General features: G+C 67.8%; 13 protein-coding genes, 1 other RNA gene and 1 pseudogene. 10 read left to right on the top strand and 5 right to left on the bottom strand.

Going from position 1 to position 14,895, the window contains the following annotated elements; all coding sequences use genetic code 11:
• The first annotated feature begins 7 nt into the window (after positions 1–7).
• The gene (locus tag FHU13_RS01540; RefSeq protein ID WP_183434093.1) at positions 8–1,411 is read left to right on the top strand and encodes a cytochrome P450; all 1,404 of its coding nucleotides are present in this window, start codon (positions 8–10) and stop codon (positions 1,409–1,411) included.
• A gap of 49 nt (positions 1,412–1,460) precedes the next feature.
• On the opposite strand, the gene FHU13_RS01535 is transcribed toward FHU13_RS01540, so the two are convergent.
• Entirely contained in the window at positions 1,461–2,114 is a 654-nt protein-coding gene (locus FHU13_RS01535; RefSeq protein WP_183434092.1) for an SspB family protein, read from the bottom strand.
• A gap of 57 nt (positions 2,115–2,171) precedes the next feature.
• Positions 2,172–2,549: a transfer-messenger RNA gene (ssrA, locus tag FHU13_RS01530) on the bottom strand.
• A 42-nt stretch (positions 2,550–2,591) separates the two neighbouring features.
• On the opposite strand from ssrA, the gene FHU13_RS01525 reads away from it, so the two are divergent.
• The 6 genes from FHU13_RS01525 to FHU13_RS01500 all read left to right on the top strand — a co-directional run bounded on the left by FHU13_RS01525 (position 2,592) and on the right by FHU13_RS01500 (position 8,843).
• Entirely contained in the window at positions 2,592–3,419 is an 828-nt protein-coding gene (locus tag FHU13_RS01525; RefSeq protein WP_183434091.1) for a CPBP family intramembrane glutamic endopeptidase, read from the top strand.
• A 92-nt stretch (positions 3,420–3,511) separates the two neighbouring features.
• Positions 3,512–4,306, top strand: a complete 795-nt coding sequence (locus FHU13_RS01520) for a thymidylate synthase (protein WP_183434090.1) — start codon at positions 3,512–3,514, stop codon at positions 4,304–4,306.
• The gene (locus FHU13_RS01515) at positions 4,306–4,806 is read left to right on the top strand and encodes a dihydrofolate reductase (RefSeq protein ID WP_183434089.1); all 501 of its coding nucleotides are present in this window, start codon (positions 4,306–4,308) and stop codon (positions 4,804–4,806) included. The genes FHU13_RS01520 and FHU13_RS01515 overlap by 1 nt, the downstream gene beginning before the upstream one ends.
• A gap of 276 nt (positions 4,807–5,082) precedes the next feature.
• Positions 5,083–6,225, top strand: a complete 1,143-nt coding sequence (gene hflK, locus FHU13_RS01510; protein WP_183434088.1) for an FtsH protease activity modulator HflK — start codon at positions 5,083–5,085, stop codon at positions 6,223–6,225.
• On the top strand, positions 6,222–7,196 hold the full coding sequence (hflC, locus tag FHU13_RS01505; RefSeq protein WP_183434087.1) for a protease modulator HflC: 975 nt from the start codon (positions 6,222–6,224) through the stop codon (positions 7,194–7,196). Before hflK ends, hflC begins: the two co-directional genes overlap by 4 nt.
• A gap of 111 nt (positions 7,197–7,307) precedes the next feature.
• Positions 7,308–8,843 (top strand): DegQ family serine endoprotease, encoded by a 1,536-nt coding sequence (locus tag FHU13_RS01500; RefSeq protein ID WP_183434086.1) that lies wholly within the window; start codon positions 7,308–7,310, stop codon positions 8,841–8,843.
• Between the two features lie 118 nt (positions 8,844–8,961).
• Here the strand turns inward: FHU13_RS01500 and serB are convergent, their stop codons facing one another.
• Positions 8,962–9,858 carry a phosphoserine phosphatase SerB gene (gene serB / locus FHU13_RS01495; protein ID WP_183434085.1) on the bottom strand — a complete coding sequence of 299 codons (897 nt, stop codon included), beginning with the start codon at positions 9,856–9,858 and terminating at the stop codon, positions 8,962–8,964.
• Positions 9,859–9,869: 11 nt separating this feature from the next.
• Between serB and miaA the strand changes: the two genes are divergently transcribed.
• Entirely contained in the window at positions 9,870–10,823 is a 954-nt protein-coding gene (miaA, locus tag FHU13_RS01490; protein WP_183434084.1) for a tRNA (adenosine(37)-N6)-dimethylallyltransferase MiaA, read from the top strand.
• Here the strand turns inward: miaA and FHU13_RS01485 are convergent.
• Positions 10,801–11,667, bottom strand: coding sequence for an NAD(P)-dependent oxidoreductase (locus tag FHU13_RS01485; RefSeq protein ID WP_183434083.1), 867 nt, complete (start codon positions 11,665–11,667; stop codon positions 10,801–10,803). The two genes, miaA and FHU13_RS01485, sit on opposite strands and share 23 nt — an antisense overlap.
• Before the next feature lie 137 nt (positions 11,668–11,804).
• Here FHU13_RS01485 and FHU13_RS01480 point away from each other — a divergent pair, with 137 nt between their 5' ends.
• Positions 11,805–13,001 carry a GSCFA domain-containing protein gene (locus tag FHU13_RS01480; protein WP_183434082.1) on the top strand — a complete coding sequence of 399 codons (1,197 nt, stop codon included), beginning with the start codon at positions 11,805–11,807 and terminating at the stop codon, positions 12,999–13,001.
• Positions 12,902–13,820: pseudogene (locus tag FHU13_RS28500) on the top strand (WcbI family polysaccharide biosynthesis putative acetyltransferase). Before FHU13_RS01480 ends, FHU13_RS28500 begins: the two are co-directional and overlap by 100 nt.
• Positions 13,821–13,826: 6 nt before the next feature.
• On the opposite strand, the gene moaA reads toward FHU13_RS28500, so the two are convergent.
• A complete protein-coding gene (gene moaA, locus FHU13_RS01470) occupies positions 13,827–14,861 on the bottom strand; it encodes a GTP 3',8-cyclase MoaA (RefSeq protein WP_183434081.1) in 1,035 nt (344 codons plus the stop codon).
• Positions 14,862–14,895 lie beyond the last annotated feature (34 nt).

Raw genomic sequence — 14,895 nt, 5'->3', positions numbered from 1 at the left:
CGTCTTCATGCTGGATATGCCGTCCCGTCCGGTCCGCATCACGGATGCCGGGCCGTTCCGCCCGAAGGTGCCGGCGCCGCTCACGCAGCCGCTCGGCCTGTTCGCCTTCCTGAAAAAGGTGCGCGAGAACCCGATCGCGACCTGGATGGATGCGCATTTCGAAGAGTTCGTCGTCGCGGGCGAGACGGCGATGGGGCGCGTCACCGTCGTCAGCGATCCGGCTTTGGTGCGCTACCTTCTCGTTGAGCGGGCCGCAAACTACCGCAAGGACGACCTCCAGAAGCGGGTGCTGGCCCCGGGCCTCGGCGACGGGCTGCTCACGGCGGAGGGCGACGCGTGGCGGCTGCAGCGGCGCACGCTGGCGCCGATCTTCTCGGCGCGCCACGTTGCCGGCTTCGTCGCACAGATGGATGCCGCCGGGGCGCGCCTGGGTCGGCGGCTGGCGCGGCGCGACGGTGCCACCGTCGATGTCGCCCTGGAGATGACCCGCGCCACCCTCGACGTGCTGGAGCGGACGATCTTCACGCAAGGTCTGCCCGGCGATCCCGATGCCCTCGGGCGCGCCATCACCCGCCTCCTCGAATCGATCGGGCCGATCGACCCTCTCGACGTGTTCGGCTTCCCGGCCTTCGTACCGCGGATCGGCCGCTTGCGGGCGCGGCCGGCGCTCCGCTTCTTCGCAGAGGTGGTGGACACGCTTCTCGATCAGCGCAAGGCAGCCCTCGCCCGCGGCGAGGCGCCTCACGACCTGATGACTCTGCTGCTGGCTGCCCAGGATCCGGAGACGGGTCGCGGCCTCTCCGACATCGAGGTGAAGGCCAACATCGTCACCTTCATCGCCGCCGGTCACGAGACCACGGCCAACGCACTGACCTGGGCGCTCTACTGCCTCTCGCAGGACGAGGCGGCGCGCGCCCGCGTCGAGGCGGAGGCCGATGGCGCCGCGGGACCGGACGGCGCGCTGCAGCTCGACCGGCTGCCCTTCACCAAGGCGGTGATGGAGGAGACGATGCGGCTCTTCCCGCCGGTGCCGTTCCTCAGCCGCCAAGCGCTCCGCGAGGATCGGATCGGGCGGGTGAAAATCCCCCGCAACTCGACCGTCATCATCGCGCCCTGGGTGATGCACCGGCATCGGAAGCTTTGGGACGAGCCGGACGCCTTCATTCCCGAGCGCTTCCTCGGAGAGCGGCGCGACGGCATCGAGCGCTTCGCCTACTTGCCGTTCGGAGCGGGTCCGCGGGTCTGCATCGGCCAGAGTTTTTCCGTACAGGAGGCAACGCTGGTGCTCGCGCAGGTGGCGCGGGCGGTGCGGCTCACTCTTCCCGCGGACCATCCGCCGGTCACGCCGCTGCACCGCGTGACGCTGCGGCCCAAGGAGGGTCTACGGATGATGGCGCAACGCCGCGTTTGACGCCTGGACCGCTCCTCTGCACGAGGAACGGGTCGCGCGGGAAAAAGAATCAGTTTTTCTTGCGGAAGGCGTCCAGGCTCACGACCTCGGCGGTGCTGTCGCGATCGGTCTTCTCGCCCGCCTCGGGCTTGGCCTCGGCACCGTCCTCGGACTTGTTGTCCGACTTGCCGTCGGCCTTGGCCTTGCCCCCGACGGGAAGGGCCGGGACGATCTTCGGGCCGCCCTGCACCGTGGCTAGGCCCGTGCCCTTCGGCTTGATCTCGGCAGGCTCGGAGGCCGCGCCGCGGGGACCGGCCTTGGCGGGCGCGCTCGGTTGCGACTCCTCCGGCTGCTCGCCTTCGGCACCCTCGTTGAGGTCGAACTTCAGGCCGAACTGCACGGACGGATCGAAGAAGCCCGACAGCGCATCGAACGGAATCAGCAGTCGCTCCGGCACCCCGGAGAAGGACAGGCCAACCTCAAAGCTGTGCTCGGTGACGCCGAGATCCCAGAACTGATGCTGCAGGACGATCGTCATATCCTGCGGGTATTTCTCGCGCAGCCGCTGCGACATGCGCACGCCCGGCGCCTCGGTGCGGAACGAGATGTAGAAGTGGTGCTCGCCGGAGAGCCCTTCGCGGGCGGCATCGGTCAGCACCTTGCGCACGACGCCGCGCAGGGCGTCCTGAACCAGGAGATCGTAACGGATCAGATCTTCGGCCATCGGCGCTCGCTTGACCGGTCACGGCCGGGATTGGGCTGCGCCGGGTCGTGGAAATTGAGTGGAGGTTTCTGTTGCCAGGTACCTCCGAACCCCGCCTATGCGGTGCTACCCGCTAGGACTTTAGGTCGGTTTTTGGCACCGCTTACGCGGCGACAGCCACCGGAGCAAAGTTGTCGTTGGCAACTATTGCAAAGGCCCGATAACGGCGGAACCATGCCGAGCGAAAGCTCTACCTTTACGCCCTCGTCGATCCTATTTCGCCCCCGCCGGAACCCAACACGCTGAGGCCGTGCGGCCATCGGTCCTGGGTTCGGGTGGAGGCGCCGGGTACCGCCCCCGGGTCCGATAGGTTTATTTCGAAGAACGTTTATCGCCATAGCCGGCCTTGCGACCGGCAAGGTGAATATAGAGAGGCCGACGGCGGTTTTGAAGAGCGATCTGCGCTCAGACCCGCTCCGCGTTGCGAGCGTGGCCGATATGCCGCCTGCTGCCGCCGACGCGCGCCCGTCGAAGCCGCTACTCGCCCCTATCACAGCCGGGTTGTTGTGGCTCGGCCAGGTGCTCCTGCTCATCGCCACACCGCTCTTCATCCTGCTTCTCGCGAGCGGGCTCGCCATCGCCATCGTCCGGATCGGCGGCGATCTGCGGCTGGGCATCGATCCGCTGTCCGACAACGCCGTACGCCCGCGCTTGCCGCTCTCTGAAGTTGCCGGCCGTGCCGTCGCGATGGACGCCCTGCGGCAAGTCTTGATGGCTCTTCTCGTCATCGCGCTTGCTGCTTGGGCCGGAGGCGGTGCGTGGCGCCGGCGGCTCGGACTGGCCCGCCCCGTAGAGGCGCGCATCCCGATGCGGCGGCTCTGGCTGCTGCTGCCGCTCTGGCCGCTGATCCATATCACCTGGGTGACGACCAGCGCGGCGGCGCTCCACATGAATTTCGGCAACGGGGTTCGCCTGTCGCCCTTCCTGAGCCCAGCGATGCTCGGCCTATGGTTCGCCTTCGTCGTGGTGCTGGCACCGGTCGCGGAGGAGTTGCTGCTACGGGGCGAGACCTTCGCCCGGGCGAGCGCTTTCCTCGGGCCGGCGGGGACGATCGTGGCGACCGCGCTGCTCTTCTGCCTCGCCCACGTCTCACTCGACCCTGGCGCGAAGAGCGCGCTCGCGCGGCCGTTGACGCTGCTGCCGCTCGCGCTCACGCTCGGTTGGCTGCGCTGGCGCACGGGCCGGCTCTGGCCCTGCATCCTGCTCCACGGCTGGAGCAACTTCTGTCTCGTCGCCTACCAGCTCGGGCCGAGCCTTCTCCGCTAGCCGGTCCTGCGTAACCAAAACGGCGGGAAAGGCGGGACGGCGAGATAGCCCGACTCGACATCGGCCCAGGCGACCGCCAGATCTGAGGAGCCATGCGCGCCTATCACGATCTGCTCACCCGCATCCTCTCCGAGGGCGTCCGCAAGGAGGACCGCACTGGCACCGGCACGCTGTCCGTGTTCGGCCACCAGATGCGGTTCGATCTGGCCGATGGCTTTCCCCTGGTCACGACCAAGCAGCTCCACCTGCGCTCGATCATCCACGAGCTGCTGTGGTTCCTGAAGGGCGACACCAACATCGCCTACCTGAAGGAGAACGGCGTCACGATCTGGGACGAGTGGGCCGACGCCAAGGGTGATCTCGGCCCCGTCTACGGCAAGCAGTGGCGCAGTTGGGCCAAGCCCGACGGTGGCACCGTCGATCAGATCGCCTGGGTTCTCGACGAGATCGCCCGCAACCCGGATTCGCGCCGCCTGATCGTCTCGGCCTGGAACCCGGCCGACCTCGACCGGATGGCGCTCGCACCCTGCCACTGCCTGTTCCAATTCTACGTGGCGGAGGGCCGACTCTCCTGCCAGCTCTACCAGCGCTCGGCCGACGCCTTCCTCGGGGTGCCCTTCAACATCGCGAGCTACGCCCTGCTGACCGCGATGATGGCGCAGGTGACGGGGCTGCGGGCCGGCGACTTCGTTCACACCTTCGGCGACGCGCATCTCTACGCCAATCACCTGGAGCAGACCCGCCTCCAACTCGCGCGCGAGCCGCGGCCCCTGCCGCGGCTGCGCCTGAACCCGGCGGTGCGCTCGCTGTTCGACTTCCGCTTCGAGGATATCGTGATCGAGGGTTACGAACCGCATCCCGCCATCAAGGCGCCGGTGGCTGTCTGATGGAGAAACCGCGCATCTCCCTCGTCGTCGCCATCGCCCGCAACGGCGTGATCGGCCGCGACAACGATCTCGCGTGGCGGATTTCCAGCGACCTCAAGCGCTTCAAGGCCCTGACCATGGGCAAGCCGATTCTGATGGGCCGCAAGACCTGGGACTCGATCGGCCGCCCCCTGCCTGGCCGGCGCAGCCTCGTCCTGACTCGCGACCGCAGCCTCGCCATCCCCGGCGCGACCGTCGTGCACGACTGGGACGCGGCGCTGGCCGCTGCCGAGAACGACGAGCTGATGGTGGTGGGCGGCGCAGAGATCTACAGGCTCGCCCTGCCTCATGCCGACCGGCTGCATCTCACCGAGGTCGATGCCGCACCGGAAGGTGATGCGTACTTTCCGCCCTTCGACCGAAGCGCCTTCCGTGAAACCCTCCGAGAGGCGCACGAGGCCGGTGAGCGCGACGAATTCGCCTTTCGCTTCGTGGATTTGGAGCGGGTCGCCGATCGTTGACCGGTGAGTTGGCGCTTTGGCCGCAGGGCCGGAGGAGTTTCGTATCTCGGAGTGCCGTTGCGGTTGACGCGGTGCAGGCCCACCTGCCAGCCTTGACAGGACCGCGTCGCGCCACTCAGGTGCGCGGCGTCCTTGCGGCACCGCAAACGCGTTCTGGCGCTTAGGGAAACCGGCCCTTCCTGCCCATGGCAGGGCGACGGCAAGGCAGCGGATCGAGTTTTAGGGCAAGGTCACCGCATCCGCGGGGGCCGGCTTCAGCAGGAGTTCACGTCGAGAATGCCTTGGAGCAATCAGAGCGGCGGCGGAGGTGGCCCCTGGGGCCGTCCCGGCGGCGGCAATGGCGGCGGTCCCTGGGGTGGCGGGGGCGGCGGCAAGACGCCCCCCGATCTCGAGGATCTGCTCCGGCGCGGCCAGGATCGGCTCCGCGGCGTGATGCCGGGCGGAGGCTTCGGCGGCGGCAAGGGAATCCTCGTGGCGGCTGGCCTCGTGCTCGGCGCGTGGCTGCTGACCGGCTTCTACATCGTGAAGCCCAACGAGGTCGGCATCAACACGATCTTCGGGCGCTATACCGGCCAGTCCGGCGAGGGCCTGCGCTACAACTTCCCCTACCCGATCGGCTCCGTGCAGAAGCCCAACGTCGGCATCGTGAACTCGATTCCGATCGGCTACATCAGCACCGGCAGCACCACGCGTCAGCGCGACGTGCCGGAAGAGAGCCTGATGCTCACCGGTGACGAGAACATCGTCGACATCGATTTCGAGGTGCAGTGGCGCGTCAATCCGCTCAAGGCGGAGGACTACGTCTTCAACCTCGCCAATCCGGAGGGGACCATCAAGGCGATTTCCGAGAGCGCGATGCGCGAAGTGATCGGCCGTCGCAACATCCAGGCGATCTTGACCAACGAGCAATCGAGCATTGCTCAGGAGGTCAAGGAGATCGTTCAGAGTGCCCTCGACGAGTACGGCGCGGGCGTCCGCATCGAGGTCGTTCAGCTCACCAGCGTCACGCCTCCCCCGGAAGTGCGGCCCGCCTTCATCGATGTGAACGCGGCGCAGCAATACGCCCAACAGGTGCGTAACGAGGCCGAGACCTACGCCAGCCGCGTGGTGCCCGATGCCCGAGGCAATGCGAGCAAGGTCATCCAGGGAGCCGAGGCCTATCGGTCGCAGGCGACGGCCGAGGCGACCGGTCAGGCGTCCCGCTTCCGCCAGGTCTACGATTCCTACAAGGTTGCGCCCGAGGTGATCCGCGAGCGGATCTTCCTGGAAACGATGGAGAGAGTGCTCGGCTCCGTGAACAAGGTCATCATCGATCAGAACGGTGGCGTCGCCGGCGGTGCCAGCGCCGCGGGCGTGCTCCCCGTACTGCCTCTGCTCGACAGCGGCCGGACGCAGGCGAACGGAGCGATCAGCCGATGAACAATCCAGCAATCCGGACCGGCCTGATCCTCGTCGCCGCCGTCGTGGCGATCGGGCTCTACGCCTCGGTCTTCACCGTGGGGCAGATGCAGCAGGCTCTGGTGCTCCAGCTTGGCCGCGTGCGCGACGTACTGAACCCGGTCGGCCAGAACAAGCCCGGCCTCTACTTCAAGGTGCCCTTCACTGACAGCGTCGTGCTGTTCGACAAGCGGGTGCTCGATCTCGATCTGCCGGTGCAGCCCCTGCTCACCGCCGACCGGCAGAACCTCGAAGTGGACGCGTTCGCCCGCTACCGCATCGTCGACCCGCTCAAGTTCTACCAGTCGGTCGGGACGATCGCGCTGGCGAACCAGCGCCTGGCGAGCTTCACCAACTCGGCACTCCGTAACGTGCTGGCCCGGACCAGCCGTGATGCCATCGTCCGGACCGAGCGCTCCGAGTTGATGAACACGATTCAGGAAGATGTGAACCGGCAGGCCAAGGGTCTCGGCATCGAGATCGTCGATCTGCGCATGACCCGCGTCGACCTGCCCTCGAAGAACAGTCAGGCGGTCTATGACCGCATGACCTCCGAGCGGAAGAAGGAGGCGACCGATATCCGCGCCAACGGCGATCAGGCGGCGACCTTGATCCGCGCCAGGGCCGACCGCGACGTCGTCGTGATCCTGGCCGAGGCCAACCAGAAGCAGGAAGAGCTGCGCGGCCAGGGCGACGCGGACAAGAACCGCATCCTCGCCGAGGCCTTCGGGCAGGACGCGGACTTCTTCGCGTTCTACCGCTCGATGCAAGCCTACGAGCAGGCGCTCAAGGGTCAGGACACGCGGCTCGTGGTGAGCCCGAACTCGGACTTCTTCCGCTACTTCAACGATCCGCAGGGGCGCCGCCCGCAGGGTGCACGCAACAGCGCTGCCGGGCCGTCGGCTTCAGGCGGCGGCACCAGCAGCGATGCGACCACCGGCGCCGCGCGCTGAGCGACCTGCGACCGATGTGACCAATCCGGCCGGCGCCCTTGATCGGGGTGCCGGCCGCGAAATTTATGAGCTGGCCTGAACCAGGCACTCTCGGAGCTTGAGGAAACGTCCATGAGACTCGCCGCGAATGCCGTACGGGGCCGAACGCCGTCTCTTGCCCGGCGCGCCTCGTCGGCCCTCGCCGCCGCGGTGCTGAGCGTGAGTGTCACGGTCACCATCCTGCCGCTCCCTGCCTTCGCCCGCGGCCCGGAATCGCTCGCCGACCTCGCCGAAAAGGTGACGGATGCGGTGGTGAACATCTCGGCCTCGACGACGGTCGAGGCGAGCAACCGCGGCGGCCGGACCATGCCGCAATTGCCGCAAGGAACGCCGTTCGAGGATCTCTTCGAGGAATTCTTCAAGCGGCGCGGCCAGGGCGCTCCGAAGGGTGACGAGGACGGCCCGCGCTCGCCCACGCGCAAGTCGAACTCGCTCGGCTCCGGCTTCATCATCGATGCATCGGGCATCGTGGTGACGAACAACCACGTCATCGGCGACGCCAACGACATTCAGGTCATCCTGCACGACGGCACCAAGCTGAAGGCGGAGATCATCGGCAAGGATTCGAAGATCGATCTCGCCCTGCTCCGGGTGAAGCCCACGGCCGACCGTCCGCTCAAGGCCGTGCCGTTCGGCGATTCCGACAAGATGCGTCCGGGCGATTGGGTGATGGCGATCGGCAACCCGTTCGGACTTGGCGGCTCCGTCTCTGCCGGTATCGTCTCGGCCCGAGGTCGCAACATCGAGTCGGGCCCCTACGATAACTACATTCAGACCGATGCGGCCATCAACAAGGGCAACTCGGGCGGTCCGCTGTTCAACATGGACGGCGAGGTGATCGGCATCAACACCGCAATCCTCTCGCCTTCGGGCGGCTCGGTCGGCATCGGCTTTGCGGTGCCCTCGGCAACGGCAAGCCAAGTCGTCGATCAGTTGCGGCAGTTCGGCGAGGTGCGCCGCGGCTGGCTCGGCGTGCGCATCCAGAACGTCGATGAGGCCACCGCCGAGGCGCTCGGCCTGAAGGGCGGTGCCAAGGGCGCGCTGGTGGCCGGCGTCGATGAGAAGGGCCCTGCGAAGACTGCGGGTCTCGAAGTCGGCGACGTCATCGTCAAGTTCAACGGTGTGCCGGTGAAGTCGTCGAGCGAGCTGCCCCGCATCGTCGCCACGACGCCGGTCGGCAAGACCGTGGATGTCCAGATCGTGCGCAAGGGCGAGGAGCAGACGAAGTCAGTCCTGCTCGGTCGCCTTGAGGACGGCGAGAAGGCCCAGGTCGCCAACCTCAAGCAGCCGGAGGCGGAATCGGTCAATCGCCAGATCCTCGGCCTCAACCTGTCCGGTCTCAACGACGAGGCCCGCCGCCGCTACGGCATCAAGGAGAGCGTCAAGAACGGCGTGGTCGTCACCAAGGTCGATCCGGACTCGACCGCCGCGGACAAGCGCATTCAGCCGGGCGAGGTCATCGTCGAGGTCGGCCAGGAGGCCGTGTCGAACCCGGCCGACGTGACGAAACGGATCGAGGCGCTCAAGAAAGAAGGTCGCAAGTCGGTACTGCTGCTCGTAGCGAGCGCCAGTGGCGACGTGCGCTTCGTGGCGATCGGTCTGGAGTAAGCCAGCGCGTCCGAGGCCATAGAGCCCACGCTCGCCCTTCTCCCCGCTGCTCCGGGGCGAAGGGCGGGCTACGCCAGCTGCTTTCGTAGCAGGAACAGCGCGCCAGCGTATCGGCGACTTAGGCGGCGAACTCCGCCGCGGAGAAACCCTGCAGGTAGAGCAGCGCCGTCAGGTCGCCGTGCTCGATGCGCACCCGCGCGGCCTGCGCCACCTTCGGTTTGGCGCGGAAGGCGACGCCGAGTCCGGCCTCGGCGAGCATCGGCAGATCGTTCGCGCCATCGCCCACGGCGATCGTGTCCGCAGCGCTCAGGCCCAGCCGCTCGCGCAGTTCGATGAGGCTCGCCCGCTTGGTCTCTGCCCCGACGATGGGTTCGACGACTTGGCCTGTCAGGTGCCCGTCCGCCACGTCGAGGCGGTTGGCGCGCGTCTCGTCGAAGCCGAGGCGGGCACCGATGGGACCGGTGAACAAGGTGAAGCCGCCGGAAACGAGGCAGGTGAAGGCGCCATGCGACCGCATCGTCGCGACGAGGGTGGCGCCGCCCGGCGTCAAGCGGATCGCGTCGCGGATCACACCGTCGATGATGCTGGCGGTTAGGCCCTTCAGCAAGCCGACCCGCTCCCGCAGGGCCGGCTCGAACGCGATCTCGCCGCGCATGGCCCGTTCGGTGATCGCCGCCACCCGATCCTTGATGCCGATGACGTCGGCGAGTTCGTCGATGCATTCCTGCTCGATCATGGTCGAGTCCATGTCGGCCAGGAACAGCCGCTTTCGGCGGTGCTGATCGTGGGGGAGCACGGCCACGTCGATCGGCTCGGAGCCGAGCGCTCCGCGCAGGGCTTGCGTAAGCGTCGGAACCTCGTCCGGTGTACCCGGAACCAAGAGTTCGGCCGCGACCTCGCCGTGGAGAATCCGCGGCTGATGCTCCGTCCGCATCACCCGGCGCGCCTCGGCGAGCACCGCGTCAGTGATGGCGGGCCGGGCCGGGTTTGCTATCAGCGTCGCGACGAGAGTCATGGAGAGTAGCCGTGCGGAGTTCGGACGGGCAGGAAACGGGGCGCCCGGCCGCCATCCTCATTGCAGGGCCCACCGCCTCGGGCAAGTCGGCGCTCGGACTACGGATCGCACGCGCCTTCGACGGCACGGTGATCAATACCGATTCGATGCAGGTCTATGCCGACCTGCGCGTGCTCTCGGCCCGGCCGACCCCGGAGGAAGAGGCGCTCGCGCCCCATCGTCTCTACGGCAGCGTGGACGGCACGGTGAATTTTTCCGTCGGTCACTTCCAGCGGCAGGCCGCAGCGATCCTCTCGGAACTCGGAACGGGAACCCTGCCGATCTTCGTCGGCGGCACCGGCCTGTATTTCCGCTCCCTCGATGAGGGCATCTCGGACCTGCCCACGGTGCCGGAGGGCGTCCGGGCGAAAATCCGGGCGGAGGCGGAGGGACAGCCGACCGAGACGCTCCACGCTGCGCTCGCGTTGCGCGACCCCGAGAGCGCGCGGCGCCTGCGGCCGTCGGACCGGATGCGGGTCATGCGGGCCCTCGAAATGTTCGAGGCGACCGGCCGTTCCATCGGCTCTTTCCACGAATCCCGCGAGCCGGGTCCGCTTGCGGGAAAGCCGCTCCTGAAGATCTTCCTCGCCGCCGAGCGCGAGTCCCTGCGCCACCGCATCGACACGCGCTTCGTGACAATGATGGAGCACGGCGCCCTCAATGAGGTCGCCGCGCTGCGGGAGCGGCGCCTCGACCCCCTGCTCCCGGTGATGCGCGCCCACGGCGTGCCGGGGCTGATCGCCTATCTCGACGGGACCATCTCCCGTGACGGGGCGATCCAGCGCGGCCAGGGCGACACCCGCCGCTACGCCAAGCGCCAGTTCACGTGGTTCCGCCACCAGATGGGCGGGGACTGGCACTGGACCACGCCGGAGGCGGCGTGGTCCTTGGTGGAACGACGGCTCAGCGCTCCAGCCGGGCGATGAGGGACGAGGTGTCCCAGCGCTTGCCGCCCATGGCCTCGACCTCGGCGTAGAACTGATCGACCAGGGCCGTCACCGGAAGCCGGGCGCCGTTGCGGCGGGACTCGGCGAGCAGGATGCCGAGATCCTTTCGCATCCACTCGACGGCGAAGCCGAAGTCGAATTTATCCGCGTTCATGGTCCGGCCGCGATTCTCCATCTGCCAGGAGCCGGCCGCGCCCTTCGAGATCACGTCGAGCACCGCCTCCACATCGAGTCCAGCGCGCTTGCCGAAGTGGATCGCCTCGGACAGTCCCTGGACCAGCCCGGCAATGGCGATCTGGTTGACCATCTTGGTGAGCTGGCCGGAGCCCGAAGGCCCGAGCAGGCGGCACGACTTGGCATAGGCCATGATGACGGGCTCGACCTCGGCATAGGTCGCCTCCTCGCCGCCGCACATGACGGTGAGCACCCCGTTCTCCGCGCCCGCCTGACCGCCGGAGACCGGCGCATCGATGAAGCGGAGCCCGGCCACGTCGGCAGCGGCGGAGAGTTCGCGTGCAACCTCGGCGGAGGCGGTGGTGTGATCGACGAAGACCGCGCCCTTCTCCATGCCGGCGAAGGCGCCGTCCTCGCCGAGCACCACCGAGCGCAGGTCGTCGTCGTTACCGACGCAGGCAAAGACGATGGCGCATCCGGCCGCCGCCTCGCGCGGCGTCGCGGCGGCTCTGCCGCCATGGGCGGCCACCCAAGCCTCGGCCTTGGCGCCGGTGCGGTTGAAGACGGTAACGTCGTGGCCCTTCTTCGCGAGGTGCCCCGCCATCGGCGAGCCCATCACGCCGAGGCCCAGGAACGCGACTTTCGCCATGGGATTGGTGTCTCCGGTATCGGATCGTCTGATCCTGTGCTCTAGCCCCGAGCGCACGACATTCAAAATGCCACGCAGCTCAGCCCTGGGGATGGCCGTTGCCGCAGGTTATCCGGTCGGCTAGGGTCCGCCCGCCGATGCAGGACCGCACCCGAAATCCTTATTCCGGTCTTGCCGACCACGCCTTCTGGGATCGCTCCGTCGGCTCGCTGCCCCTGTTCGCCCTCGACCCGATGGCCGGTCCGCCGGTCCGTGAGGGCTTTCGCCTGACTCGGGCGACTCGGATTGCGACGGCGGGAAGCTGCTTTGCACAGCACATCGCCGACAGGCTCCAGGCGAGCGGCTACCATTACCTGGTCACGGAAGACGCACCCGAGGGCGTGGTACCGGATGAGGCCCGTGCCCGCGGCTACCGCCTGTTCTCGGCGCGCTACGGCAACGTCTACACCGCGCGCCAGCTCCTGCAGCTCATCGAGCGCGCCTACGGCCGCTTCACCCCCGCCGATACGGTCTGGGAGCGACCCGATGGGCGCTTCGCCGACCCGTTCCGGCCGCGCATCGAGCCTGCGGGCTTCGCCAGCCCGAAAGCCGTCGAGGCGGAGCGGCAAGAGCACTTCACCCATGTGCGGCGGCTGTTCGAGGACCTCGACGTCTTCGTCTTCACCCTCGGCCTCACGGAGGGCTGGCAGGCAAAGGCTGACGGCGCGGCCTTTCCGCTCTGTCCGGGGGTCGCCGCCGGCACTTTCGATCCGGAGGTCTACGCCTTCCGAAACCAGCCGGTCGAAGAGGTGATCGCGGACCTTTCCGCCTTCGCCGACGCCCTGAAAGCGGTCAACCGGCGGGCACGCCTGATCCTGACGGTCTCGCCCGTGCCGCTGGTCGCGACCTACGAGGGGCGCCACGTGCTGCAATCGACCGTACACAGCAAGGCAGTGCTGCGGGTCGCGGCCCAGCGCCTTGCCGATACCCGCGGCGACACCCTGTACTTCCCCTCCTACGAGATCATCACCTCGCCCGAGGGTGCCTTCCGCTATCTCGAGAGCGATCTCAGGTCCGTCAGCAAGGACGGTGTCGATCATGTCATGCGGGTCTTCTTCCGCCATCTCACTGAGGGCGGGGACCACGATGCCCTCCCCGCCTCCAGCCGCAGCCTGCACGAGGCGCGCCGCGAGTTCGCTCGACAGGCGGCGGTGGTCTGCGACGAGGAATTGCTGGCGGCGGGAGGCACGCGGCCGTGGCTAGGCGAATCGTCGTCGTCGGCAACAATTGCCAAGTCGCCGTCCTTGCGGGGTGCCTGGGGTTCCTTGCGCCGGATGCTGAGGTCGCGTCGGTAGAGCCGGCGACCTTCTCGCAGTTCGACTCAAGCCCTCGGCGGCTGCTCGAGGCCGTGACGGACGCCGAGCTGACCGTATGCTTCCCCTTCGAGGCGGGACCGTTCGGCGACGTGACACATGCGCGGATCTTTGAGGCCGCCCGGTTCGTCGTGCCCGTCCCGACAATCGTCTTCCCGGCCTTCCACCCGGACATCGTCTATATCGGCCACAAGGGCGGTCTGTTCGGTTCGCCGATGGGCGACTACCACTCGGCGCTGATCGTCTACGGCTTCGCCCGCGGCTTCTCCGGCGACGAGATCGTCTCGCTGTTTCGGGCCGAGGTGTTCTCGCGTCGGCTATCTCGACGGCTGGTTTGCCAATCGCGACGCGCTGCTGGCGATGAGCCACGCGCACGGCTGCAACCTCGACCGGCTGTTCGCCGGATGGATGCGCCGCGGCTGCTTCATGCACACGATCAACCATCCAAAGCTGTTCGTGCTCGCGGATCTCGCCCGCGACGCGCTCCACCGCGCCGAGATCCCGGCCCGGACGGCGGCCTGCGAGGATTACCTGCCCGACCCGCTGAGCGGGAGCGTCTGGCCGGTCTATCCGGAGATCGCGGCACGGCTGGGCGTCACCGGCAGCAGCACCTTCAAGCCGCCGCTCGGCGGACTGAACTTCCTGGTGGATGCCGCCCGCTGCCTTGAGCTGCGGGCGATGGTGGAAGGATCGCTGGCGATCTACGCGCACACGCCGAAGATCGCCGGACACTGCGACCGCGTCCAGAGCTGGCTCGCGACGCCGGAGATCCGCGACACCCTGATCCCGGTCGCCGGCTGAGGCGGGTCAGCCGCCGGTCACGCTCATGTGCCGCGGCACGGCCGCCGGGCGGGCGCGCTCGATGACGAAGTCGTGGCCCTTGGGCTTGCGGGAGATCGCTTCCACCACCGCCTGCGTTACCAGCGCGTCGTCGGGCGAGGCGCGTAGCGCCGCCCGCAGATCCGCCGCGTCCTCCTGGCCGAGGCACATGTAGAGCTTGCCGGTGCAGGTCAGGCGCACCCGGTTGCAGCTCTCGCAGAAATTATGCGTCAGCGGCGTGATGAAGCCGAGCCGTCCGCCGGTCTCCTCGATCCGCACGTAGCGGGCAGGGCCGCCGGTGCGGTCAGGCAGCGGGGTCAGGGTGAAGCGCTGCTCCAGACGTTCACGGGCGACCGAGAGAGGCAGGAACTGGTCGGTGCGATCGCCCTCGATCTCGCCGAGCGGCATCACCTCGATCAGCGTCATGTCCATGCCGAGGCCGTGGGCCCAGACGATCATGTCGGCGATCTCGTCCTCGTTGACGCCCTTGAGCGCCACCGCGTTGATCTTGACCTTGATGCCGGCAGCCCGAGCCGCCTCGATGCCGGCCAGCACCACCGACAGGTCGCCGCGTCGGGTGATCTCCCGGAATTTTTGGGGGTCGAGCGTATCGAGCGAAACATTGATCCGGCGCACGCCGAGATCGGCGAGTTCGGGTGCGAAGCGGGCAAGCTGCGAGCCGTTGGTTGTCAGCGTCAGCTCGTCGAGTACGCCGCTCGTCAGGTGACGCGAGAGCCGGCGGAACAGGTGCATGATGTCGCGGCGAACCAGCGGCTCGCCGCCGGTGATCCGCAACTTGCGCACACCGCGGTCGATGAAGACGCCGCAGAGTCGGTCGAGTTCTTCAAGCGTCAGCAGATCGCGCTTGGGCAAGAACTGCATGTCCTCCGCCATGCAATAGGCACAGCGGAAATCGCAGCGATCCGTGACCGAGATGCGCAGATAGGTGATGGCCCGCTGGAACGGGTCGATCAGGGGCGCAGGGCGCACAAGCGCAGGCGCGTCTTCGGCGGGACCCCACATGCGCGCCTCTGAACTCGACTCGTTCCGGTGACTG

The organism is Methylobacterium sp. R2-1, from assembly GCF_014191355.1.
In the GTDB taxonomy this organism is placed as follows: Bacteria; Pseudomonadota; Alphaproteobacteria; order Rhizobiales; family Beijerinckiaceae; genus Methylobacterium.
The sequence above is the reverse complement of the archived record's forward strand: the minus strand, read 5'-3'. Positions and strand labels throughout refer to the sequence as shown.

Coding starts and splice junctions, on each gene's coding strand:
- FHU13_RS01540 (WP_183434093.1), top strand. CDS start 8: ATGCTGGATATGCCGTCCCGTCCGGTCCGCATCACGGATGCCGGGCCG.
- FHU13_RS01535 (WP_183434092.1), bottom strand. CDS start 2,114: ATGGCCGAAGATCTGATCCGTTACGATCTCCTGGTTCAGGACGCCCTG.
- FHU13_RS01525 (WP_183434091.1), top strand. CDS start 2,592: ATGCCGCCTGCTGCCGCCGACGCGCGCCCGTCGAAGCCGCTACTCGCC.
- FHU13_RS01520 (WP_183434090.1), top strand. CDS start 3,512: ATGCGCGCCTATCACGATCTGCTCACCCGCATCCTCTCCGAGGGCGTC.
- FHU13_RS01515 (WP_183434089.1), top strand. CDS start 4,306: ATGGAGAAACCGCGCATCTCCCTCGTCGTCGCCATCGCCCGCAACGGC.
- hflK (WP_183434088.1), top strand. CDS start 5,083: ATGCCTTGGAGCAATCAGAGCGGCGGCGGAGGTGGCCCCTGGGGCCGT.
- hflC (WP_183434087.1), top strand. CDS start 6,222: ATGAACAATCCAGCAATCCGGACCGGCCTGATCCTCGTCGCCGCCGTC.
- FHU13_RS01500 (WP_183434086.1), top strand. CDS start 7,308: ATGAGACTCGCCGCGAATGCCGTACGGGGCCGAACGCCGTCTCTTGCC.
- serB (WP_183434085.1), bottom strand. CDS start 9,858: ATGACTCTCGTCGCGACGCTGATAGCAAACCCGGCCCGGCCCGCCATC.
- FHU13_RS01485 (WP_183434083.1), bottom strand. CDS start 11,667: ATGGCGAAAGTCGCGTTCCTGGGCCTCGGCGTGATGGGCTCGCCGATG.
- FHU13_RS01480 (WP_183434082.1), top strand. CDS start 11,805: ATGCAGGACCGCACCCGAAATCCTTATTCCGGTCTTGCCGACCACGCC.
- moaA (WP_183434081.1), bottom strand. CDS start 14,861: ATGTGGGGTCCCGCCGAAGACGCGCCTGCGCTTGTGCGCCCTGCGCCC.